14 protein-coding genes are annotated in these 20,837 nt (G+C 73.5%); 7 read left to right on the forward strand and 7 right to left on the reverse strand.

Annotated features, from left to right (window positions below; genetic code table 11):
* Positions 1 to 236: 236 nt before the first annotated feature.
* From ABZS97_RS32775 to ABZS97_RS32795, 5 genes are all read left to right on the forward strand, one after another.
* Positions 237 to 1,823 (forward strand): hypothetical protein, encoded by a 1,587-nt coding sequence (locus ABZS97_RS32775; protein ID WP_356143667.1) that lies wholly within the window; start codon positions 237 to 239, stop codon positions 1,821 to 1,823.
* A gap of 167 nt (positions 1,824 to 1,990) precedes the next feature.
* On the forward strand, positions 1,991 to 2,677 hold the full coding sequence (locus ABZS97_RS32780) for a 4'-phosphopantetheinyl transferase superfamily protein (protein ID WP_356143669.1): 687 nt from the start codon (positions 1,991 to 1,993) through the stop codon (positions 2,675 to 2,677).
* 460 nt (positions 2,678 to 3,137) lie between these two features.
* Positions 3,138 to 3,968 carry a phosphopantetheine-binding protein gene (locus ABZS97_RS32785; RefSeq protein ID WP_356143671.1) on the forward strand — a complete coding sequence of 277 codons (831 nt, stop codon included), beginning with the start codon at positions 3,138 to 3,140 and terminating at the stop codon, positions 3,966 to 3,968.
* A gap of 15 nt (positions 3,969 to 3,983) precedes the next feature.
* Complete coding sequence (locus tag ABZS97_RS32790) at positions 3,984 to 6,254, forward strand: polyketide synthase (RefSeq protein ID WP_356143673.1); 2,271 nt, start codon at positions 3,984 to 3,986, stop codon at positions 6,252 to 6,254.
* Positions 6,251 to 7,198 (forward strand): 4'-phosphopantetheinyl transferase superfamily protein, encoded by a 948-nt coding sequence (locus tag ABZS97_RS32795; protein ID WP_356143675.1) that lies wholly within the window; start codon positions 6,251 to 6,253, stop codon positions 7,196 to 7,198. The genes ABZS97_RS32790 and ABZS97_RS32795 overlap by 4 nt, the downstream gene beginning before the upstream one ends.
* 216 nt (positions 7,199 to 7,414) lie before the next feature.
* On the opposite strand, the gene ABZS97_RS32800 is transcribed toward ABZS97_RS32795, so the two are convergent.
* The 4 genes from ABZS97_RS32800 to ABZS97_RS32815 form a co-directional block, all read right to left on the reverse strand.
* A complete protein-coding gene (locus ABZS97_RS32800) occupies positions 7,415 to 8,242 on the reverse strand; it encodes an alpha/beta fold hydrolase (protein WP_356143677.1) in 828 nt (275 codons plus the stop codon).
* Positions 8,243 to 8,567: 325 nt separating this feature from the next.
* Positions 8,568 to 8,819, reverse strand: a complete 252-nt coding sequence (locus tag ABZS97_RS32805) for a phosphopantetheine-binding protein (RefSeq protein ID WP_356143679.1) — start codon at positions 8,817 to 8,819, stop codon at positions 8,568 to 8,570.
* Between the two features lie 276 nt (positions 8,820 to 9,095).
* A complete protein-coding gene (locus tag ABZS97_RS32810; RefSeq protein WP_356143681.1) occupies positions 9,096 to 11,822 on the reverse strand; it encodes a LuxR family transcriptional regulator in 2,727 nt (908 codons plus the stop codon).
* 183 nt (positions 11,823 to 12,005) lie between these two features.
* A complete protein-coding gene (locus ABZS97_RS32815; RefSeq protein ID WP_356143683.1) occupies positions 12,006 to 12,281 on the reverse strand; it encodes a PqqD family peptide modification chaperone in 276 nt (91 codons plus the stop codon).
* Positions 12,282 to 14,118: 1,837 nt separating this feature from the next.
* Here ABZS97_RS32815 and ABZS97_RS32820 point away from each other — a divergent pair.
* Entirely contained in the window at positions 14,119 to 15,342 is a 1,224-nt protein-coding gene (locus ABZS97_RS32820) for a transposase (RefSeq protein ID WP_356143685.1), read from the forward strand.
* Positions 15,343 to 15,603: 261 nt separating this feature from the next.
* Here the strand turns inward: ABZS97_RS32820 and ABZS97_RS32825 are convergent, their stop codons facing one another.
* The 3 genes from ABZS97_RS32825 to ABZS97_RS32835 all read right to left on the reverse strand — a co-directional run bounded on the left by ABZS97_RS32825 (position 15,604) and on the right by ABZS97_RS32835 (position 20,095).
* A complete protein-coding gene (locus ABZS97_RS32825; protein WP_356143687.1) occupies positions 15,604 to 16,020 on the reverse strand; it encodes a hypothetical protein in 417 nt (138 codons plus the stop codon).
* A 52-nt stretch (positions 16,021 to 16,072) separates the two neighbouring features.
* Entirely contained in the window at positions 16,073 to 18,652 is a 2,580-nt protein-coding gene (locus ABZS97_RS32830; RefSeq protein ID WP_356143689.1) for an AMP-binding protein, read from the reverse strand.
* 912 nt (positions 18,653 to 19,564) lie between these two features.
* Positions 19,565 to 20,095, reverse strand: coding sequence for a hypothetical protein (locus ABZS97_RS32835; RefSeq protein WP_356143691.1), 531 nt, complete (start codon positions 20,093 to 20,095; stop codon positions 19,565 to 19,567).
* 170 nt (positions 20,096 to 20,265) lie between these two features.
* Between ABZS97_RS32835 and ABZS97_RS32840 the strand changes: the two genes are divergently transcribed.
* Positions 20,266 to 20,832, forward strand: coding sequence for an HD domain-containing protein (locus tag ABZS97_RS32840; RefSeq protein WP_356143702.1), 567 nt, complete (start codon positions 20,266 to 20,268; stop codon positions 20,830 to 20,832).
* Positions 20,833 to 20,837 lie beyond the last annotated feature (5 nt).

Here is a 20,837-nt window from a genome sequence, read left to right on the forward strand (position 1 = left end):
TGTGCCCGTCTCCTGGTGGGCGACAGCGCCCTCGGCGGGGGGGGGGGGGGGGGGGGGGGGGCGGGGGGGGGGGGTTGTGAGTGCTCGGTTGTGTCGGGGGTATGGAGGGCGCTGGGTAGTTCGCGGGGGCCCGGCGGGCGCACCGTGGCCGGGTCGTGGATGCAGGCGCGGTTGTTGGTGTGGATGTAGGTGTGGATGTAGGCAGGGTTGTAGGTGTGGGTGGAAGGGAGTGGGTGATGGTTATCAGCGGGGCTGGGGTGGTGCGTGCGGCGCGGTTGGAGATGTTGCTGGGTGATCCCTGGCTGGATGGTGGCGTGCACAGTCTGTGTGCTCTGGCGGCGGGTGGGCCGCCGGTGGCCACGTTGGAGTTGTTGCGGCTGGCGGGCACTGCCGGTGAATGTGTGAGTGCCGCGCAGGGCGGGCAGTTCACCACGGCTGAGGAGTATGTGCGTGCGTTGCGTCCGGTTTTGCGCCGGGATGTGGCGCTGGGGTATGCGGTGGGTGTCGCCCCGCTGAGCACCCCGCAGTCGGCTGTGCCGTATGGCGTTCCGCAGTCGGGTGTGGTGTATGGCGTTCCGCAGTCGGGTGTGGCGGATGTTTTGTGTCGGCCTGGTGCGCGGGGGGTGTTGACGGCGGCTGTGGTGAGTGCGGCGGCGGGGACGGTGTTGCGGGCGGCGGTGGGGGTGGTTGCTGCCCGGGGCGGTGCGGCGGTGCGGCAGTGGCAGGGTGTGTTGGCTGCGTTGTTCGCGGAGTTGCTGGCGTGTGAGTGTCTGACCGGGGTGGCGTTGCGTGCGCTGGGCCGGCCTGGTGGTGCGCCGGTGCTGGGTGCGTTGACGGGCTATCTTGTGCCGCATCTGATCGGTGAGGGTCTGGAGGATCTCGAGCTGGTTTTGAATGAGAATGGCTGTGCGGCGTCGTCGGCGCAGCGGCGTACTTTGGACAAGGTGTGGGGTGATCTGCCCGGCGTCGGGGCCGGCCCTGCGGATACGGCGCGTCGCCTGGCGCGGTTGGTGTCCTGTCTGCCGGCGCTGGCCGATGCCGCTGTGCGGGGTGAACGCGCCGTGGACGGTGCCCTCTTCCGCCTCGGCGAGCAGAACGCACCGGCCGGCACGTCAGCCCTCCCGCACCCCGCCACACCCCCTGTCACACCCGCACCGCGGGCGAGGGCGGTGTCCCCGCCCGTGACCACCCCGGCCCGGCACCCGCTGCCGCCCGCCGGACCCGTGCACTCCGCCGGACCCGTGCGTCCCGCCGGACTCGTGCATTCCGCCTCACCCGCGGATCCCGCCGGATCTGTGCATTCCGTTGAGGCGGTGGAGGCGGTTGAGCCGGTGGGGGTGGTGGGTGCGGATGGTGTGCTGTTTGCCGTTCTGGGTGGTGCGGCTGCGCGGTTGGCTGGTGCGGTGGGTGAGGGTGAGGTGGCGCTGGGGCGGGTGGCGCGGCGGTTGGTGAGTGAGCAGCGTGTGTTGCTGGGTCCGTGCCGCACCGCCGCCGCCGCCGCTGCCGGCACCGCCACCGCCGCCGGCATGGGTGGTGTGGGTGGTGTGGATCCGGTGGGGTGTGGGCTTGCTGAGCGGCAGGCGTTGCTTGGGTTGGCGGGTGCGGTGTTGGGGGTGCGGGAGGCGGCGGTGGGTGGCGGGGGCGGGTTTTTGGCTGGTGCGGGTTGGGCGGTGGTGGCTTTGTCGCGGATTACGGAGCGGTTGGGTGTGCCGTTGCTGTCGGTGGTGCCGGCGGGTGCGGTGGAGAGTGTGTGGGTGGAACTGGCGGCCCGTGTAGGGCAGGGCAGGGACGTGGATGTGTATGCCACGCCGCTGCCGTGGTGAGCATCCCCGGCGCCCGCCCGGACCCGGACCCGGACCCGGACCCGGACCCGGGTGCGGGTGCGGGCCGGGTCCCGGGTGCGGGTGCGGGCCGGGTCCCGGGTGCGGGTGGGGGTGGGTGGGAGGTGGCGCCGTTGCATGCTGCGGGTCCGGGGGGTCCGTGGGAGTGGGTGCAGGAGGTGTGGGAGGACACCGGCCGGGTGGTGGTGCATACGACGTGGGGTGAGTGGCTGACTGCGGTCCTGGCGGATCCGGGTCTGCGGCCGCTGTTGGGGCGGGACTGGCCGCGTTACCGGCAGCAGGCCGCGGCGGAGGGCCGGTATCGTTTCGCGGTGTCGCGGATGGTGGTGAAGTACGCGGCGGCGGCTGTCCTGCAGGTTGATGCGGCTGGTCTGGATCTGGGCTACAAGCCGGGTGGGCGGCCGTTTTTGCGTGGGTTGGGTGCGGGGGTGGACGTCAGTCTTGCGCATACCGGTGATTTGATCGTGGTGGGTGTCAGCCGTAGCGGGCCGATCGGGGTGGATGCCGAGCCTGCTGATCGGCGGCCGTCGGTGGAGCTGATGGGTGCGCATGTGTGTACTGCGGCGGAGGCTGCCGAGCTTGCGGCGTTGGGCGAGGAGGAGCGTGCGCTGCGGTTTTTGCAGTTGTGGACGTTGAAGGAGGCCTACACCAAGGCGCTGGGGCACGGGATGCGGCGCCGGTTCAGTGCTTTCGGTTTCACCCGGGACGCGGGGGGCCGCATCGTGCTGGACAGTGATGATCCGGGTGCGGCGGCCTGGAGTTTGGCCACCCATCTCGTCCAGGGCCGGTACCTGCTCAGCACCGCTCACCGCGCCGCTGCCGGCGCCTCGCCCTGATTGGCACCGCCCCGGATGCCTCGCCCTGCTCAGTACCGCTGACCGTGCCGCTGCCGGCGCCTCGCCCTGATCAGCACCGCTCACCGCGCCGCCCCGGATGCCTCGCCCTGATCGGTACCGCTGACCGTGCCGCCCTCGGCGGCTCGCCCTGATCGGTACCGGTGGCCGTGCCGCTGTCGGCGGCTTGCCCTGGCATGTGTGTGCGGGCGGGGTTGTTCTGGGGGGAGTTAGGGGTGGGGGCGCCGGTGGTGGCCGCCTACCGTGGCTGGCGGGAAACGCCACGCTCCTCCCGCGGTGCTGCCGGCACCCCGGGGCCGGCGGCTTTTCGCTCCCGGTCCCTTCGGTCCCCGCCGGTTTCTGGCTGCCGGGGGCGGACACCACAGGCGGGTGGGGGTGGGGTGGGCCTGTGGTGTGGCGTGGTGTGGATTGTGTGACGGGTACCGAGACGGGGAGGCACGTCATGACCAGCGAGCCGTGGACTGTGCCGCAGCCGGCGCCTGCCGCGCCGGCTGCGGGTGTGCTGGGGGAGGTGAGGGCCGCGCTGGCGGGTGTGCTGCACATTGATCCCTCTCACCTCGACGCTGCCCAGCCTTTCCAGGCTCTGGGTCTGGACTCGTTGCTCAGCGTCGAGTTCGTGGCCCTGCTCAATGCCCGTCTGGGTACCGGTCTGGCTCCTGGCGTGCTCTATGACCATCCCACTCCGGCCGCGCTGGCCGCTCATGTCGCTGCCGCGCAGAACACCCCCGCCCCCGCCCCGGGTTCGGGCCCGGGTTCGGTGGCGGGGGAGGTGTCGGTGCAGGCGGCCGTTGCGGAGGTGCTGTGTGGGCAGCTGGCGCAGATTCTGCACTGCGATGCCTGGGAGATCGATCCCGGTGCTGCTTTCGCTCACCTGGGTATCGATTCGCTGCTGGCGGCGGAGTTCGTGGCGGGCATCAACCGCGCCTACCACCTCAGCGAGCGGCCCGATGTGCTCTACGACTACCCCGACATCGCGTCGATGGCCGCCTACCTCGCCGCCCGCATCGCCCACACACCCCCCAACCCCAACCCCAGCCCTGGCCCTGGCACCAGCACCAGTACCGGTACCGGTACCGGTACCGGCTCTGCCATTGGTGCGGGCCTTGGCGGCGGCGTCGTATCGGGCGTGGTGGCTGGTCCGGTGGCGGGGGAGGGTGGGCCGGTGCGGGCGCCGTTGGCCGAGCAGGAGCTGAATGTGCTGCTCGACGCGGTCCGCGCCAACGTGCTCAGTGTCGACCAGGCGGTCGCCCTGCTGGCGGCCCGGACCGCCTGACCTCAGGGAGTAGGCATGGACAGCCGGGAGATCCTGACCCGTTTCAAGAACGGCACCCTGGAAAGGGAACACGCCCTGGCCCTGCTCACCGCCACCCCTCTCACCACCCCGCCGGCCCCGCCGGCCCCGCCGGGCTTGCCGGGCGCAGCGGGTGCGGCGGGTGCAGCGGGTTTGGCGGGGTTGCCGGTTTCAGCGGCTCCGCGTGCGCTGTCCCTGGCCGCCGTACCGCTTGGGTCTGCTGTGGCTGTTGGGCGTGCCGTGCCGGTGGTGGCCGCCGCGCTTGCGGGGCGGGCCGGCACAGCGGATCCGGGGCCGGGGTGGGTGGGTGAGCGGTATGCCGTGACCGGGGTGTCGGGCCGTTTCCCGGGTGCCGGTGATCTCAGCGGGTGGTGGCAGCATCTGCTGCAGGAGCGTGGGGGCGCGGGGCCGGTGCCGCCCGGCCGCCCCGCCGCTGCCGGCCGTCCCGCTGCCGGGGACGCCGGTGGCGGGGGTGGGGGTGGGCGGGGGTGGTTTGTGGAGGGTGTTGAGGAGTTCGATGCCGCGTTTTTCGGGTTGACGGATGCTGAGGGTGCTCTGCTGGATCCGCAGGAACGCCTTTTCGTGGAGTGCGCCTGGCAGTTGCTGGAGTGTGCCGGGTATGCCGGGGCGCGGCTGGAGGGGCTGAGGGCGGCTGATGGGCAGCCGCGCAGTCTGGGTGTGTATGTCGCGGCCGGCCCCGGCGATTATGCGCTGCTTACTGACGGCTGTGCCGGGGCGGGTGGGGATGCGGGGCGGGCGGGCGGTGTGTGGAGTCTGCCCAACCGGCTGTCCGCTCTGCTGGATGTGCATGGGCCGAGTCAGTGTGTGGATGCGGCCGAGGCGTCGTTTTTGGTCGCTGTGCACCAGGCGCTGGCCGCGCTGCGCGCGAAGGAGTGCGCGGCTGCTCTGGTCGGCGCTGTTGACCTGCGGCTGCATCCTGGCCGCCACGGTGGCGGGGAGGGTGTCGGGGCGATCCTGCTGCGGCCGCTGGATGCCGCGCAGGCGGCCGGTGACACCGTCCATGCTCTGGTGTGCGCGAGCGCGGTCGCCCACACCGGCCGCTTTCCGGCGCCGGGTGCGCCGGCTGGGTTGGGCGGGGCGGTGGAGGCCCGGCTGGAGCGGCGGGCCGCGGACCTCGCGGGCGTCGAGGCGGGCCAGGTGGAGGTGCACGAGAGCGCGGCCACCGCCGCGGCCGGGGTGGGGGACGCCGGGGCGGCCACCGGCCTGGCGGCACTGCTGCGCGCGGTGCTGCAACTGCACCACGCCACCCGGCTGCCGGTGCCCGCCGCCTCCCCGGCCGCTGCCTGGCCGGCGCCGCGCGACGGGACGGGCAGCGTCCTGCCGCGCCGCGCCACCGCCCGCGCCCGCGGCACGGGCGGCACCGCCGCCCACGTCCTGCTGGAGGAATCCCCCCGCCCCACCAGACAGCAACAACAACAGCAACAGCAGGAACAGGAACAGCAGGAACAGGAACAGGAACAGCAGGGACAGCAGGAACAGCAAGGGCAGGGACATCAGCGGCAGGGATGGGGCGAGCAGGGGGAAGCCCAGGATCGGGAAGGGCGGGGGGTACGGGCGGGGCTGGAAGAGGAACTGGTGTTGTTGTCGGCGCCTACTCCTGCGCATCTGGCCGCCACTGCACGGCGGTTGGCCGACGCTTTGACCGTGCCGGCCGGGTGCGGGCTCGCGCTGGCCGAGGTGGCCCGGGAGCTGGCGCTGGGCCGTGCGGTGCGGGAGTGCCGTCTGGCGGTGACCGCCCGTACCACCGCTGAACTGGCCGCCGCTCTCACCGCCTTCGCCACCACCACCGACCACGATCCCGAGTACGACCACGACCCCGGCCGCGGGCATGACCGCGGGCACGACGGCGACCGCGACCGTGACGGCGACCGCGGGCACGACGGCGACCGCGACCGTGACGGCGGCCGCGACGGTGGGCATGACGGTGCCGGCGACGGTGGCTATGACCGCGGTGGTGCCGGTGGGTGTGGTGGTGTGGGCGTGGTGGGGCGGGTGCGCAGTGCGGATTTGCGCAGCCCGCGGGCGGAGGCGGTGTTGCTGGCTGATTTGCCGGAGACTGCGCACTATGTGGCGGCGTTGTGGCGGGCGGGCCGGCTGGAGGCGTTGGCCCGGTTGTGGCTGGCTGGTGTCGATGTCACTGGGGGCGCGGCGGCCCGTGGTGGCGGGGGTGTGGTGGCGTTGCCGCCCAGTGTGCTGCTGCGCCGGCGGTTGTGGGCGGGCGAGGAGACGGGTGGGCCGGTCCGATGACGCTGACCACCGCCCCCACCACCCCTCCTGTCGCCCCCGCCACCCCTCCTGCTGCTGTTCCCGCCACCTCTCCTGCTGCTGTTCCTGCCACTGCTCCTGCTGTTGTTCCTGGTGTGGTGGGTGAGACGGTGGCCGGTTCGGGGCGGGGTGTGGTGCCGGTGGCGCCGGTGAAGTTGTGGATTTGTCCTAATGATGATCTGGCGCCTGCGTTGGCGGATTTGCTGGCTGCGCACTGGCTGGATGAGCAGGAGCGTCAGACGTGTGGGCGGTTCTTGTTCGAGCGTGATCGTCGGCAGTATCTGGTGGCGCATACGTTGGTACGGCGGGCGTTGGCGTTGGAGGCCGGGCTTGCCGAGACGGACCTGGTCATCTGGCGTTCCTCGCGGGGGCGTCCGTTTTTGCGGCCTTCGCCGGGCGGGCTGCCGCGCGGTGGTGCGCATCTGGACTTCAATCTTTCCCATGCGGGTGGCTACAACCTGCTGGGTATTGTGCGCCGGCACCGTATCGGGGTGGATGTGGAGCGTCTGGACCGTGATGAGCAGGCGTTGGCGACCATTACGCAGACCTTCGCGCGCGCGGAGCGGGAGTGGGTGGCGGGTGCGCCGCCGGGCCGGTTGCGTGAGCGGCGGGTGCTGCGGCTGTGGACGCTGAAGGAGGCCTATGCCAAGGCGCGGGGTCTGGGTCTGGGGCTGCCTTTCGACGAGTTCTGTTTCACGTTGGACGACGAGCGTGGGGTGCGGGCGTTTTGCCCGCCGGCTGATGACCGGGGTGGCCGCTGGCGGTTTGTGGAGCTGGAGCCGGTGCCCGATGTGCTGGCCGCTGTCGCGGTGCCGGCCGATGACCAGCAGGATCCTGTGCTGCATCTGCATTACGGATTTCCCTGGAGCAGGGCGGCCGCCCGCCCTGTGGTGCTGCCCGATCCGGTGGGCGACCCGCCCGCCTGACCCACCCCCACACCCGCACCCGCCCCCGTCCCTGCCTCCGCCCCCGTCTCCGTACCCGTACCCGCCTCCGTCCCCGCCTCCGTCCCCGCCTCCGTACCCGCCTCCGTCCCCGTCTCCGTCCCCGTCTCCGTGCCCGTCTCCGTCCCTGTCTTGGTACCTGCCGGTGTCCCGGCCGCGGCTGCGGCCGGGACACCGGCAGGTGTGGGGTGGGGGTGGTTACGGTGTGGTGGCGGGGTGGGCCGGCTGGTGTGCGGTGTGGATGTCGTCCATGATCGCGGTGGTCAGGGCGGGGAGGCTGTGGTGGAAGTAGAAGTGGCCGCCGTCCAGGAGTCGCAGGCCCAGGTAGCGTTCGCTGTGGGCTGCCCAGCGGGCCAGGTCGGTGGGGTGGGCGGCGGGGTCGTGGGTGCCGCCGAACACGGATACCGCCACCGTCGCGGGCAGCGGCGGGGCGGGTGCCGGCTGCCAGTTGGCCACCAGGCGCAGGTCGGCGCGGATGACGGGGGCGAAGAATGCCCACAGGCCGTTGTGTTCGAGGACTTTGGGCGGGGTGCCGCCCAGTTGGGCCAGCCGCTGGCGCAGTTCGTCGTCGGATGCTTCGTGCAGCAGGGCCGTGGCGGGGCGGCTGCCCGGGCGGGGGGCGCCGCAGGCGGACAGGCCCAGCCAGAGGGGGGGTGTGCGGCCCTGGGCGAGCAGCCGGCGGGTGAGTTCGTGGGCGATGAGGGCGCCCATGCTGTGGCCGAAGAACGCGAAGGGCTTGGGTGAGGCGTCCAGGTCGGGGCCCAGCCGTGTCAGGAGGTGGCCGACCAGGGCGTCGCCGTCGGTGAGCGGTTCCTCGCCCCACCGGGTGCCGTGGCCGGGCGCGTCGATGGCCACCACGTCCCAGGTGGCGGGGAAGCGGGCGGCCCAGTGGTGGAACATCATGCTGGAGCCGCCGGCGTGCGGGAACACATACAGGCGCAGCCCGTCGGCGGGCGGGGTGCAACGGGCCGGATCCATCAAGGTGTTGTCCTTCTGCTCGGCTGCCCAGAAATGCCACCCTGCCACCGCCGCACGGCCCGCCGGGCCGGGTATCGCGCTGCCCGCCGGCCCGGCGGGCGGCCGGTCAGCGGCCGGTCAGCGCAATGTCAGCCACCCGCCCCGCCCCGCCCTGCCCGCAGTCGCTCCCGCAGCCGGGCGCCGGGTGAACGGCCGGCCGGTGGCCGTGCGCCGTGCGCCGTGTGGCGTGGTGGCCGTGCGCCGTCCGGCACGGTGGCCGTGCGCCGTGCGCCGTGCGCCGTGTGGCGTGGTGGCCGTACGGCGTGGTGGCCGTACGGCGTGGTGGCTGTGCGGCGTGGTGGCTGTGTGGCGTGGGCTGGTGGCTGGTGGTCGGTCAGTGGTGGGCGCTTTGCAGCCGGGTGAGGGTTTCCCACAGCACTGCGGGGGTGGCGAAGGTGTCCAGGGACAGGGCCTCGTCGACGAACCGTACGTCGTAGGCGTTTTCCAGGGAGCCCAGCAGTTCGACCGCGCCGAGGGAGTCCAGGCCGTTGTCGCGCAGGTCGGTGTCGGCTGCGAGCGGCTCGTCCTCGTCGAGGAAGGGCAGGTAGCCGCGCAGCAGTTCTTCGAAGTTCTGGTCCCACGCCATGGGTGACCCCACCTTTTCCTCTGGGTTTGTCTGTCGGTCGGTCGTTTGGTCGCCGCACCGGCCGCACCGGCCCGTGTGCCGGGTGTGCCGGGTGTGCTGGTGGTGCCCGCGTGCTGGTGTGTCCGTATGCCTGCGTCTGCGCGTCTGCGCGTCTCGCGTCTGTGCGCGTGTGCGTGTGCGTGTGTGTCTGTTCTGAGCCAAGCCCGGGCGGGGGCGGCGGGGAACCCTGCCGCCACCCCTAACTCCTTCCCCGACTCGTGGGCGGGGGTGGGGGGTTCAGATGTTTGCGGTGGGGTGGGCGAGGGCGGGGGTGGTGGTGTGGCTGGTGGGGCCGCCCAGGGCGAGGTCCATGGGCAGGTCGCCGCGGCCGCTGATGTGGAGTTTGCGGTAGACCTTGGTGAGGTGTTGTTCGACGGTGCTGACGGTGAGGTAGAGCTTCGCGGAGATTTCCCGGTTGGTCAGGCCCTGGGCGGCGAGGGTGGCGACGCGTTGTTCGGAGCTGGAGAGCCGGTGTTCGAGGCGGTCGTCGGTGGTGTCGTGGGGGCGGCCGCGGACGGTGTCGGCGAGTGGGGCGTCGGGCAGGATTTCCTTGCACAGGGTGGTGGCGCCGCATTCGCGGGCCAGGTTCCATGCGGCGCGTACGGTGGCGGTGCCTTTCATCGGGGTGTTGCCTTCGCTTTGGGTGTGCTGGCCGAGGTCGGCCATGGCGCGGGCGGTGGCCAGCCGGTCGCCGGAGCGGTGCAGTTCCTCGACGGCCTGTTCCAGCAGGGTGATGCGCCGGCTGCCTGCGCCGGGTGCGGCGGCCAGGGCCCGTTGGTGCAGGGACAGGCCGCGGACCCAGGGCCGTCGGGCGTCGGGCAGGGCGAGTTGTTGCAGGGCGAGGCGTTCGGCCTGCTGGGGGCGGCCCAGTTCGCGCAGGGCCTGGGCGGCGTCGGTGCGCCAGGGCAGGTAGGCGGGCCGGTCCAGGCGGCGGTGGGCCAGGATGCGGCCCAGTGCCAGGAAGTCGGCGAGGGCGGCCTGGGGCTGGTTGCCGGTGAGGTGGTGCAGGCCGCGGGCGCGCAGGAACGCCAGTCCGTGCAGGCTTTCCAGCAGGCCGGGCGGCAGGGGCCGGTCGCAGTGGCGGGAGGCTTCGGTGTAGTGGCCCATGGCGTCGTGGGCGCGGACCAGGACGGCGGTGGCGGCGTAGGGGAAGGCGCCGCTGTGCCGTTCGGGCAGCAGTGACAGTGCCTTCTCGGCGAGGGTGCAGGCGCCGGCCAGGTCGCCCAGGCGCAGCAGTGCCTGGGCGTGCACGGTGGCGAACACCGCGCTCCAGCCCGGTGCGCCGCGTTCTTCGGCGTCCTGGGCCAGGGCGCGGCTCCAGGGCACGGCCCGTTCGGGGTGTTCCGACCACAGCAGGCAGTGCAGTACCTGGACCAGGCAGCCCAGGGTTGCCTCGGTCAGGGTGGCCGAGCGCAGCAGCCGTTCGGCGGCCGGCGCCCCGGCGTCCAGCATGACGTCCAGGGCGGAGGCGCCTGTCTCCGTGCCCGGGTCGGGGGGCTGGGTGGTGGGGTCCGGTTCGCCCAGCAGGTGCGCGGCGGTGCTCAGCCGGCCCTGCAGCAGCAGTAACTGGGCCAGGGGCTGGGCGTGTTCGCCGGCCGGGGTGCCGGCGTCCAGTGCGGCGAGGGGGCCGGCGAGGCGGCGTTCGGCGGCGGCGGGGTTGACCCGCCAGCTCACCCGGGCCAGCCGCAGGGCGACCGCTTCGCGCTGTTGTGCATCCGCGCATCCGCGGTGGGCCAGTTCCAGCAGCGCCAGTGCCTGGGCGCCGTCGTCGTGGGCCAGCCGGCTTTCGGCGGCCTCGCACAGTACCTCGGTCTCGGCGGCGGTGGCCGTGTGCGGTCCGCTTTCGCAGGCGGCCGCGGCCAGCAGGTGCCGGGCGGCTTCCATGGCGGGGCGGCGGCGGTGCAGCAGGGCGGCTGCCCGGCGGTGCAGCGCGGCCCGCTGGGCGGGCGGGGTGTCGTGCAGTACCGCGGCGCGCAGGGCGGGGTGGCGCAGCCGCACCCCCTCGCTCAGGCCCGCCGCGGCCAGCGCGGCGAGCTGCTGGGCCACGGCCGGCCCTGTCAGCGTGAGCAGTTCGGCGATCTGCTGCTCGCCGGCGGCGTCCTGCAGCAGTGCGCAGGCGCGGGCGACGGCCAGGGCGCGGGGCCCGGCCCGGTGCAGGCAGGCGCCGACGGCCTGCGTGAAGGGGCCGCCCACCTCCACCTCCCGTCCGGGGGAGGGCTGTTCTTGCAGCAGGGCCCGCAGCAGCAGCGGATTGCCCCCGCTGGTCTCGTACAGGAACGCGGCGTCCGCGCCCCGGCCGGCCGCCTCGGCGAGCGCGGCCGCCCGCTGGGGGGTGAGCCGGCCCAGCACGATCCGCCGGAACGCGGGCTGGCGCATCAGTTCGGTGGTGAAGGCGTGCCGGGCCTTTTCGTGGTGCAGGCAGCCGGTGACGACCACCAGGATCCTGGCTGCCCGGGCGTGGCGGGCCAGATACTGCACGAAGCCCAGCGAGGCGTCATCGGCGTCGTGCACGTCATCGACGCACACCACCACCGGCGCCTGCGCGCTCAGCTCCCGCAGCCGCAGGCAGAACGCCTGCATGTCCTCCATCCGCGGCACCCCCGCCCCCGCACCCGCCCCGGCTGTTGCGCCGCCGTCGCCGTCGGTGGCGTCGTCGGTGGCGTCGTCCTGCGCCCCGGCGGGTGCGGCCGGTGCGGCCGGTGCGGGGGGCAGGGTGAGGCGGCGGTCGCCGCCCGCCAGCTGCCGCAGCACGCCCAGCGGCGTCGCGCGTTCGGCGGGCGTGCCCACCGCGCACAGCACCACCGCCCCGGCCGCGCCGGCCCGCTCGATCACCGCGTGCAGCACCGAACTCTTGCCGCACCCGGTGGGCCCCTCCACCAGCACCGTGCGCAACTGGCCCGCGGTGCAGTCCGCGAGAGCGTCGTCCAAGGCCCTGACCGCCGCTGTCGTACCGACCATCGTCATAGTCCCCCCGTCCTGCCCGGTCCACCCCTAACCTCCGCCAGCCTGCGCACGGCGCCTATAAGGGTGGTGGAGTGGCGGCGGAGCAGCCGATCAGGGGGGCGTACGGGCGTACGGCAGCAGACGGGAGCGGGGGCCGCGGGCCGGGGGGATCGGGTCGGGCCGGGGGAGGGGCGGGGAGGGTGGTCAGGGTTCGGCGCGCACCAGGCCCGCGTCGCGCAGTTCCTCCACCCAGATGTCCAGATCGGCGCGCGCGTTGGCGGGTGCGGTGTCCCACAGCGCGGCCAGCATGCGGGCGGCGGCGGCCACATCGCCGTCGTGCTGGCGCAGTGCCAGCCACATCGCCGTGCCCACCGGCCCGCACCGGAAGCGGCGGGCCGGGAGAGTCTGGGGCATCACCACGTCCAGGTGCCCGTCCGCGTCGACGCCGATCCTCAGGCCGGGCACCGGTCGAACACGCACACGCACCTCCAGCCCGTGGGCTGCCCACGGCTTTCCCGGCCCTTTTCCCGCCGCCCGTCGCACAATCATCCGGCCGGCACCGGAAAACAAAAAAGGAAGGGCTACCGGCATGCTGCGGCGGCGCGCGTATCGAATCCATCGTGAGGCGCCGCAGCAAGGGGTGGCAACAGGGCAACGCCCCCTACAACAGCGGCCGGGAGCGCCTGCCCGCTAGGGGGGTAGCAGCCGTGTGGCCTGTAGGGTCCCCCCTCCGGCAGCCCGCCGAAGGAATCCGGCCGATTCAATTCCCCAAACCGCCCGGAAATTGGCCGAATGGCGGCCCGGCCACAGGCCCGGAAAACCCGCGAAGAACGCCGGATTCTTTCCGCCCACCCGCATTCCGCCCCCCGGTCCCCGTCTCCGTCCCCCGGTCCCCGTCTTCGCCCCCGGCCCCGTATCCGGTTACGCCGCGGGCGCCCGGGGCGGATGCGGGCGGCCGCCCGGGCGCGGCTTTCCGGGCACCCCGCCCGCGCACCCCGCTCACTCCGCCCGGGCATCCCACCACCAGGACCGGGGAGCAGAGAGCGGAGAGTGGAGGCGAGGGCGGGGTGCGCGGGCGGGGCGGCCTCGAGGAGCGAACCCGGGCCCGGGCGGGTGGCTTTGGTTGCCCGGGCGGGCAGCAGTTGGGGCAGCGGTTGGGGCGGCGGCGGTTCCTCAGGTGCGGCAGTCGCAGCCGGGACGGCAACCGCACGCACTCTTCTTCGGCGGCCGCAGGCTTTGGGCCTGCCCGGCGTCGCGGCCTTCCTTGACCGCGAGAGCGGCGAGGGCGGCCAGACGGGGGTGGCGATCGGGTCGCCCAGGAGCAGCCGGGGGGGTGTTGAGGACCAGGCCCGCCGGCAGGGCGGCGGACAGGCAGGTGCACAAGCAGGGTCTGTGTGGAGGCCGCGACCGTGCGGGCGGAGGCGAGTTCGCGTCCGGCCCCGTGCGGGGCGGCGGACGGTAACGGCATCACGGCCAGGCCCGTGCCGCTGCGGCCCGGTGGGCCTCGGCTGCCGGATGCGTGGACAAAGGCCGGGCGGGCCGGGCGTGGCACCGGGGCGTGTGCCTCCGGCCGCGAGTGCGGGCCGGCCGCACCCTGCTGCCTTGCCGCACACCGCGCCGTGGCGTGCCGCCGTCGGCCCCTGCGCCCGGGGCGCTTGCGTACCGGCCCGGCCGACCGGCCCCCGGGGCTCGTTCCTGTGCGGGTGCGGGTGCGGGTGCGGGTGCGGGTGCGGGTGCGGGTGCGGGTCAGGGTTGTCTTCGGGGCCATCCGATGTCGTCGTCGTGCGGTCCGTCCTGGGATGGCCCCGGCCGGCCGCCGCCCTCCACGGAGGCAGCACGGCGGGCAGGAACCGAGTGCTTCATCAACGACTCCCGGGCGAGGGCGTGACAGCGCGAGGCGCCGCCGGCTTGGTGCTCGAGATGGTGCCCGGAGTCGTTGGAGGACCGCTTGAGGAATGCCTGACGACGGACCCAGGACCCGCCCGCGGCCCGCGGCGGGCCGCCGCTGCCCACCGCCGGTGCCGTAGGCTCGCCCCGCGGTGAAGCCCCGCGGGCCCTGCCGCCGCTCCGGCGGCACTCGAGCACTGCTGCAGTGGGGCGGGCCACGCTCGGCGCGGCAGCCCTCCTCCCGCGCCCGCGCGCATCACGCCCGCAGACGCTGCGGGGACGCCCGCAGCCGACACGGTTGACGCTGACGGGTGTTGACCCAATATCTTGAGCGCAAGCCCCGTCCTTCAGGTCGGGGTCAGCTCATCCTGAGACTGCTCTGACCTGCGTGTTTAATGTTACAAGTGGTCAACTCGCTTAGGGGGCGGGGGTGTTCCCGGTGCTGTCTGGCCGCAGGTACCGTCTTGCTCTTACTGACGAGCAGGCCGCGATGGTGGAGGAGTTCGGGAACATCTGCCGGTCGGTGTGGAACACCGGCCTCGACCAGCGGCGCCAGTACCGTCAGCGCGGCGGGTGGATGAACTATCCGCCGCAGTGCAAGGAGCTGGCCGAAGCCAAGCGCGAGTTCGAGTGGCTGAAGGCCGCACCCTCCCACGTGTTGCAGCAGACATTGAAGGACCTCGATGGGGCGTGCCGGGATCACGGGACGTTCAAGGTCAGGTGGCGGTCCAAGGCCCGCTGGTCGCCCTCCTTCCGCTTCCCCGCCGGGAACCTGATCACGGTGGAACGCCTGGGCCGGAAGTGGGGCCGGGTAAAGCTCCCGAAGCTGGGATGGGTCCGCTTGCGCTGGTCGCGCCCCCTCGGTGGTGAGATCCGCTCCGCCACGGTGTCCCGCAAGGCCGGACACTGGTTCGTGTCGTTCCTCGTGGACGACCAGGCCGTCACCCCCCAACAGCATGCGATGCCCGCCACGGCCGTAGGCATCGACCGTGGCGTCAAGGTCGCCGCGGTCACCTCGGACGGGGATTTCCACGACCGCGAGTTCATCACCGAGGGCGAGAGCGGCCGCTACCGGCGCCTGCAGAAACGCCTTGCCCGCACCAAACGCGGGTCAGCGAACCGACACAAGGCGATCGTGGCAATCAACCGGATCATGGGCCGGGTCACCGACAGGCGCAAAGACTTCTGCGCGCAGACCGCATCCCGGATCGTGGCGAAGAACGCCCTGGTCGTCCTCGAAGACCTCAAGATCCGTAACATGTCCGCCTCGGCCGCCGGCACCATCGCCGGACCGGGCGTCAACGTGGCCCAGAAACGGGGCCTGAACCGGGCGATCCTCGACAAGGGATGGCACCGCCTCGAACTCGCCCTCACCTCAGCGGCCCGCTACACCGGCACGGCCGTGGTGAAGGTCAACCCGGCGTATACGTCGCAGCGGTGCTCCGCCTGCGGCTCTGTCACCGAAGGAAACCGCGAGAGCCAAGCGGTCTTCGTATGCAAAGCCGCAGGCTGCGGACACACCGCGCATGCCGACGTGAACGCCGCAATCAACATCAAGGCCGCTGGACTAGCGGTGTCAGCCTGTGGAGACCTCGGCATCAGCCGGTCTGTGAAGCAGGAACCCGGCAACCGGGCGACCGGCCAAGCCACCTGAAAAAGGAATCCCCGTCCTTCAGGTCGGGGAGGAGGTCAACGTACCGACGACGCCGCGGCCACGGTGAGGGCCGGCCCGGCCGCCGTCCGCCGGCAGCTCGGCGCCCTCTTCCCCCGCACCTGACCCCCCGTCATGCCTGACCCCCCGCCACGCCTGGCCCCCACGCCAGACTCCCGCCAACGCTTGCCCCCGCCCCGCCTGACCTGCCGCATGGCCGGCGTGCTGCCGTGCCGGGCCCCGTTGTTGGGCGGGGCCGGGGTTTCAGGCGGCGTGTGCGAGGGCGGGTGTGGTGGTGGGGGTCTGCTGTGTCATCCGGCCGTGCATCCAGGTGACCTGTTGCCCTGTCAGGTGGGGGAGGTCCACCAGGGCGGCGAAGCGCCGGGTGTCCGTCTGCCGTGCTTCCGGCAGCGCGCATACCAGCCGTGGCCGGGGCAGGTTGCGGGTGCCCTTCATCCAGCGCAGGTAGCGGGCCGCTTCGTCCAGCAGTGGCTGGGTGCTGTCCAGGGTGAAGGTGGGGACGTGGGCGGTGCGCTGCAGGTAGTCCGCGCTCAGTGCGGCGCTGTCGCAGCGCAGCAGGACGACGTCCACGTCGTCGCGGCTGAGCAGGCTGTCGGTGAAGGCGGTGGCCCGGCTGCTCTCGACGAGCAGGACGGCGGGACGGATCGGGGTGGCGTTCATGACGTGCTCCTCAGGAACTCGGGACGCGGGGACGCGAAGGCGCGGGGGTGGGTCAGGGGCGGGTGAGGTGGTGCAGGCAGTGGGGGTAGGGGGCGGGGGGGCGGGCGGGGTGCCAGCCGGCGGGCAGGGGTGCGGTGGCCGGCCACAGGGCGTGGTGGCCGTGGGGGTGGGTGAGGACGTGGAAGGTGGCGGTTTCGTCGGTGAAGGGGTCGTCGGCGGCGGGGTGGTGGTGGATGCGGAGGTTGCCGGCGGCATCGAGGTGGGCGGCGTGGCCGGTGCGCCACATGAGGGTGTGGGGGCGGGGGTGGTGGGGGTCGGGCAGGAAGTGTGCGGCGGTGGCGGCGGGGTGGCCCAGGTAGCCGTGGGCGGTGCCGGCGCCGGTGATGTAGAGGCTGCCGGTGGCGCCCGGGGCCACGGGCTGCAGGTGGGCGTCGAGGATGCGGATGGCGTAGCCGGGGGCGGGGCGCGGGCCGTGGGGGGTGTGTTCGACCAGCAGGCGGCCCTCCGCCCAGCCCCCGCTGACCGTCAGTACGGTGTTCTCGGCTTGGGCCAGTGCGACCAGGGCGCCCAGGGCGTCGTCGGCGCCGCCCAGTACCGCGCGGGCTCCGCACTCGCGCAGCCAGCGCAGCACTTCGTGCGGCACGGCGTGGGTCAGGGCGGCTTCCGGCACGTGCACCCGGGCCCCGGACACCAGCGCGCCCAGCAGGTCCAGTGCGGCGTCCGCGTCGGGGTAGCCGCGCACCAGCCAGGCGGCGTCGGCGGGCTGGGCCAGGGTTGCCGCGGCCACCGGTGCGGCCCCGATGGCCACCGTGCCCTCGCGGCCCGCGGCCAGCACGACCGGGTCGCGTGCGAGCAGCGGGGTGATGCGGTCGTGGTCGGTGACGGGCCAGTGGCCGCTCGCGGGCCGTAGTTCGGCGGCCGTGTCCCGTACCAGCCGGGCCGCTCCGGGCACGGCGGGCAGCAGCAGGTCGGCGATGTCGTCGAGCAGCAGGACCACCGGGCGGGGGGCATCGGGCAGTCCCGCGGCGGGGTCGACGGGCAGGCAGGCGGCGCCGGTCTTGGCGGTGGCGAGGGCGGCGACGGCGAAGGCGGTGGGGCAGGACAGGGCGGTCAGGACGGTGGTGCCGGGGCCGGCGTGGTGGCTGATGAGGGCGTGGGCCAGCAGGTCGGAGCGGGTGTCGAGGTCGGTGTAGGTGAGGTGGGGCAGTGCGGGGGCGTGCGGGGCGCGCGCCACCTGGGCGGCGAACAGCTGCGGCACGGTGTGCGCGGGCAGGGGGGCGGGGCCGGCCTGCCAGCCGCCGCCGGCCGGCTGGTGCTGCCCGGCCAGCGGCAGCCGGCTCACTGCCGTGCCCGGCGCGCGCACGGCCGCCTCGAGCAGCGCGGTGAGCTGTCCGGTCAGGGCGGCGGCGGCGCTCTCGCCGGTGGTGTCGTGGCAGTAGGTGGTGCTCAGGGTGATGCCGGCGGGCCGGCCGTCGGGCGTGTGGTGCTCGCTCAGCGCCCAGGCCACATCGGCGGCGGGCTGCGGCAGTTGAGCCGGCTCGGGCCGGATGCTGAGGCCTGCGGCCTCGAACGCGCCGCAGGTGTCGGGCAGCAGTGTCAGGGCGAAGCCGCCGGGGCGGGCCAGCGGCGCGTCGGGGGTGCGGTAGGCGGCGAGGTCGGCGGCGCGCACCCGGTGCAGCAGCCCGGCGAAGGAGGGATCGCCGCCGGCATCCACGGTCAGGGCCAGCGTGCGGGCGTGCGCGCCGACGGCCTGCTGCAGGGCGGGGGTGTGACGGGCCGGGGCGGGCGCGGCGACGGTGAGGGGGCCGGCGGCGCCCAGCCGGGTCAGCAGGGCGGCCAGCGCGGCGTGCACCACCATGAACACGCTGGCGCCGTGCTCGGCGGCGCAGCGGGCCAACTGCTGGTGCAGGCCGGCGTCCCAGTCCCGCTCCATGCGGCCCGCACTGCCGCGCCCGGCCGGCGGCAGCGGCGGCCGGCCGGGCAGCGGGGTGGGCGCCAGGTCACCGCACAGCGCCCGGGGCGCGGGCTCCGCGGCATTCTCGGCCGGGTGAGGGGCGGCGCCGGCGGCGTGGACGGCGTAGCAGCGGGCGAGGCCGGCGGCCAGCGGCAGCAGTGACCACGCGTCCACGGCATCGGCGGGCAGGGCCAGTTCGAGCAGGTGGTCATCGGCGGCCGACGCCCGCAGCCGGGTGCCCGCCGCGCCCAGCCGGGAGTGGCGCAGCGCCGGATGCCGGCGGCCCAGGTCGGCCAGGGCCAGGTGCAGAGCGCCGGTGTCCAGGGGGCCGCGCAGCCGCAGCGCCAGCAGCGCGCTGTCGCTGTCCGCGGCGCCGGGACCGGTGCGCGCGGCCGGCACATCCCCGGCCAGCACGGCGAACGCGGCGGGCGTGGGCGCCTGGCGCAGGGCGACGGCGTCCAGCTCGGTGCCGAGCACCTGCCGGACGCGGGCCAGCAGCCGGGCACCGTCCAGCAGATCACCGCCCAGGCCAAAGAAGTCACCGTCCGCCGCCACCTCGCGCCGCGGCAGACCGAGCACCTCGGCGAACAGGCCGCAGACGATCTCCTGCAGGGGAGTGCCGGGCACAGCGCCGGGCCGGGTACGGGTGTCGGGTGCGACGAGACCGGTGAGAGACATCGACGGGCTCCTTACGGCAACAGCTCCAACGTGGCAAAACCTTGCCAAGATGTTGGCAACACCTGTCGGAGGATCGGTGTCGGACCGCTGGAGCCGCACTGGAACCGCAGGCCGGCGGACCCCGCCGCGCAGCACCCGCCGCGCGGCGCCCGCACCCGGCAGCAGGACAACCCGCGGCAACAGCCGCTGTTTTCCCTCTCCGAGAACCCCTGCGAAGCAGCCGCTTTCCGCACCCCGGCCGGCGCGCCCGGCGCAGACGGAAGGGGAAGGGGAGGGGGCGCTGCCGCGGCGGCCGCCTGACGTGTGTGCGGGGGAGGGGACAGTCAACAGGCCGCCGGCCGGGGCGCGTTGGGGAAGGGTGGGGCGAGGGCGGGACGGGAGAGGTGTGCCCGCCGCCCGGGAGGGTGTGCCGGGTACGGCAGCGCCCGGCGCCCCGGGCCGACGGCCCGACCTGCCGGGGCGGGGCGGGAATGCTCCCCGCCGTGCGGAACCGAAGGGGCAGCGGGCCGCGGACACACGGCGTACGGAGTGCGCGCACGGAGTACGACGCACGGCGCGTGGCGCATGCGGGCCGGACCCGGACGCAGGTGTGCCGGCGGTGCCGGCGGTGTCGGTGTCGTTCTGGGCTGCCGCCCGCGGTGGAGGTGAACACCGGGGCCCGGTGGGGGAGTCGGCGCGGCCCGCCGGGGCATCCGCAAGGCGGCGGGGCCGGCCTGGCCCTCACGCCGCATCCCGCGGAAGGGGGCCTGCCGCGGCCGCCGGTCCGCTACGCGCACACTGCGCGCGCTGTATGGGCCCTGTGCTCCCGAAGCTGCCGCGAAGTGACAAGTAGCTCTCAGTAGCCAGGGCTGTGATCAGTCACCTCGTACCGCAGTCGACCGTCAAACCCGCTGCCGTCGTCGCTGGCGGTCGTCATGTTGTCGTCGGTGCGCTGTTGGTTGCTTCGGGGACGTAGCCGCAGAATTCCGGGGTGCACTCGGCCTTGTGGTCCCGGCCCCAGAGGTAGGCGTCGCGCTCGGTGGATCGGGCGCGGTGAGCAAGGCGAAGTTGTTGCCGCCGGGACAGCGTCGAGGGCAGCGCCGTGAAGGTCTCCGGGAGAACGGCGACTATGCCGCTCACCTGCTCTCCGTCGCGCATGCGCAGCAGCGCGGTGCACTGCCACCAGCCGATCTCGGCATCGCTGATCGGGGTGCCGGGCCAGTAGTACGACGCCGGGTTCGGCAGCAGGTAATGGACGCCGTCGGGATCCAGGTGGGCTCGGAGCCACGGTTCTCCTCCGCCCAGGCCGAGCCGGAGCCGTCGTGCCTCGTCGTACAGTGCGCAGACGGTTTCGGTGTCGAGGGGCTTGAGGACGTTCGCCGCTGCGGGCAGCGGCTGGCGTCCGGCAGGGGTCCTGACGGGCCAGCGCCCGAGCACGAATCCGGCCCACTGCCGCGGTGTCATCGGTGACGGACCCTTACGGCGCTCCGGCAGGGGCGGGGGCGGCATCCAGGTTTGTCCCGCTTGTTCGATGTGGCGCAGTATCCACGCCTGCCCCTTCGGGCCGGCGGTGTGAAGAGCGCCGCGGTCAGTACCCTGACGCGGTGACGACCGACACCGCCTTGTCGAGGGCCATGAGCCGCACCGTCGACCCACCGCTGTGCCCGCTACCCGATCGCGTTGCAGAGCTCCTGATCGAGCTGGGAAGTCCGCCGCGGCTGGCAGCCCACCTGCGGGCCGTCCACGATGTCGCACACCAGCTGGTCGACTGGATGGGAAGGCGCTACCCGGCCGTCCCCTTCGACCGCGAGGCGGTGCTCTTCGGCGCCGCGACACATGACATCGGGAAGACCGTGCACATCTCCGAGCTCTCTGGGCCCGGTGCGGCGCACGAGGAGGCTGGACAGGCTCTTCTGCTTGGCCGCGGCGTCAGCCCGGAGCTCGCCCGCTTCGCCGCGACACACGCGTCGTGGACAGAGCCTGGTGTCGTCTTGGAGGACCTCCTCGTGAGCCTCGCCGACAAGATCTGGAAGAACAAGCGCGTCTCCGACCTGGAGGACCTCGTCGTTGCCCGGCTGGCCGAAGAAACCGGCCGGGAGGCATGGGAGGAGTTCATCGCACTCGACGAAGTCCTCTCCCGCATCGGCGATGCCGCTGACGGTCGCCTGGCGTTCCAGGGATCCTTCCCAATCCATGCCTGACAGAA

It is taken from the genome of Streptomyces sp. NPDC005485 (genome assembly GCF_040606085.1).
Taxonomy (GTDB): Bacteria; Actinomycetota; Actinomycetes; order Streptomycetales; family Streptomycetaceae; genus Streptomyces.

Excerpts from the sequence above, each read along its gene's own strand:
- ABZS97_RS32830 (WP_356143689.1), bottom strand. The coding sequence starts at position 18,652 with ATGTCTCTCACCGGTCTCGTCGCACCCGACACCCGTACCCGGCCCGGC.
- ABZS97_RS32795 (WP_356143675.1), top strand. The coding sequence starts at position 6,251 with ATGACGCTGACCACCGCCCCCACCACCCCTCCTGTCGCCCCCGCCACC.
- ABZS97_RS32790 (WP_356143673.1), top strand. The coding sequence starts at position 3,984 with ATGGACAGCCGGGAGATCCTGACCCGTTTCAAGAACGGCACCCTGGAA.
- ABZS97_RS32775 (WP_356143667.1), top strand. The coding sequence starts at position 237 with ATGGTTATCAGCGGGGCTGGGGTGGTGCGTGCGGCGCGGTTGGAGATG.
- ABZS97_RS32840 (WP_356143702.1), top strand. The coding sequence starts at position 20,266 with ATGAGCCGCACCGTCGACCCACCGCTGTGCCCGCTACCCGATCGCGTT.
- ABZS97_RS32785 (WP_356143671.1), top strand. The coding sequence starts at position 3,138 with ATGACCAGCGAGCCGTGGACTGTGCCGCAGCCGGCGCCTGCCGCGCCG.
- ABZS97_RS32810 (WP_356143681.1), bottom strand. The coding sequence starts at position 11,822 with ATGACGATGGTCGGTACGACAGCGGCGGTCAGGGCCTTGGACGACGCT.
- ABZS97_RS32825 (WP_356143687.1), bottom strand. The coding sequence starts at position 16,020 with ATGAACGCCACCCCGATCCGTCCCGCCGTCCTGCTCGTCGAGAGCAGC.
- ABZS97_RS32835 (WP_356143691.1), bottom strand. The coding sequence starts at position 20,095 with ATGACACCGCGGCAGTGGGCCGGATTCGTGCTCGGGCGCTGGCCCGTC.
- ABZS97_RS32805 (WP_356143679.1), bottom strand. The coding sequence starts at position 8,819 with ATGGCGTGGGACCAGAACTTCGAAGAACTGCTGCGCGGCTACCTGCCC.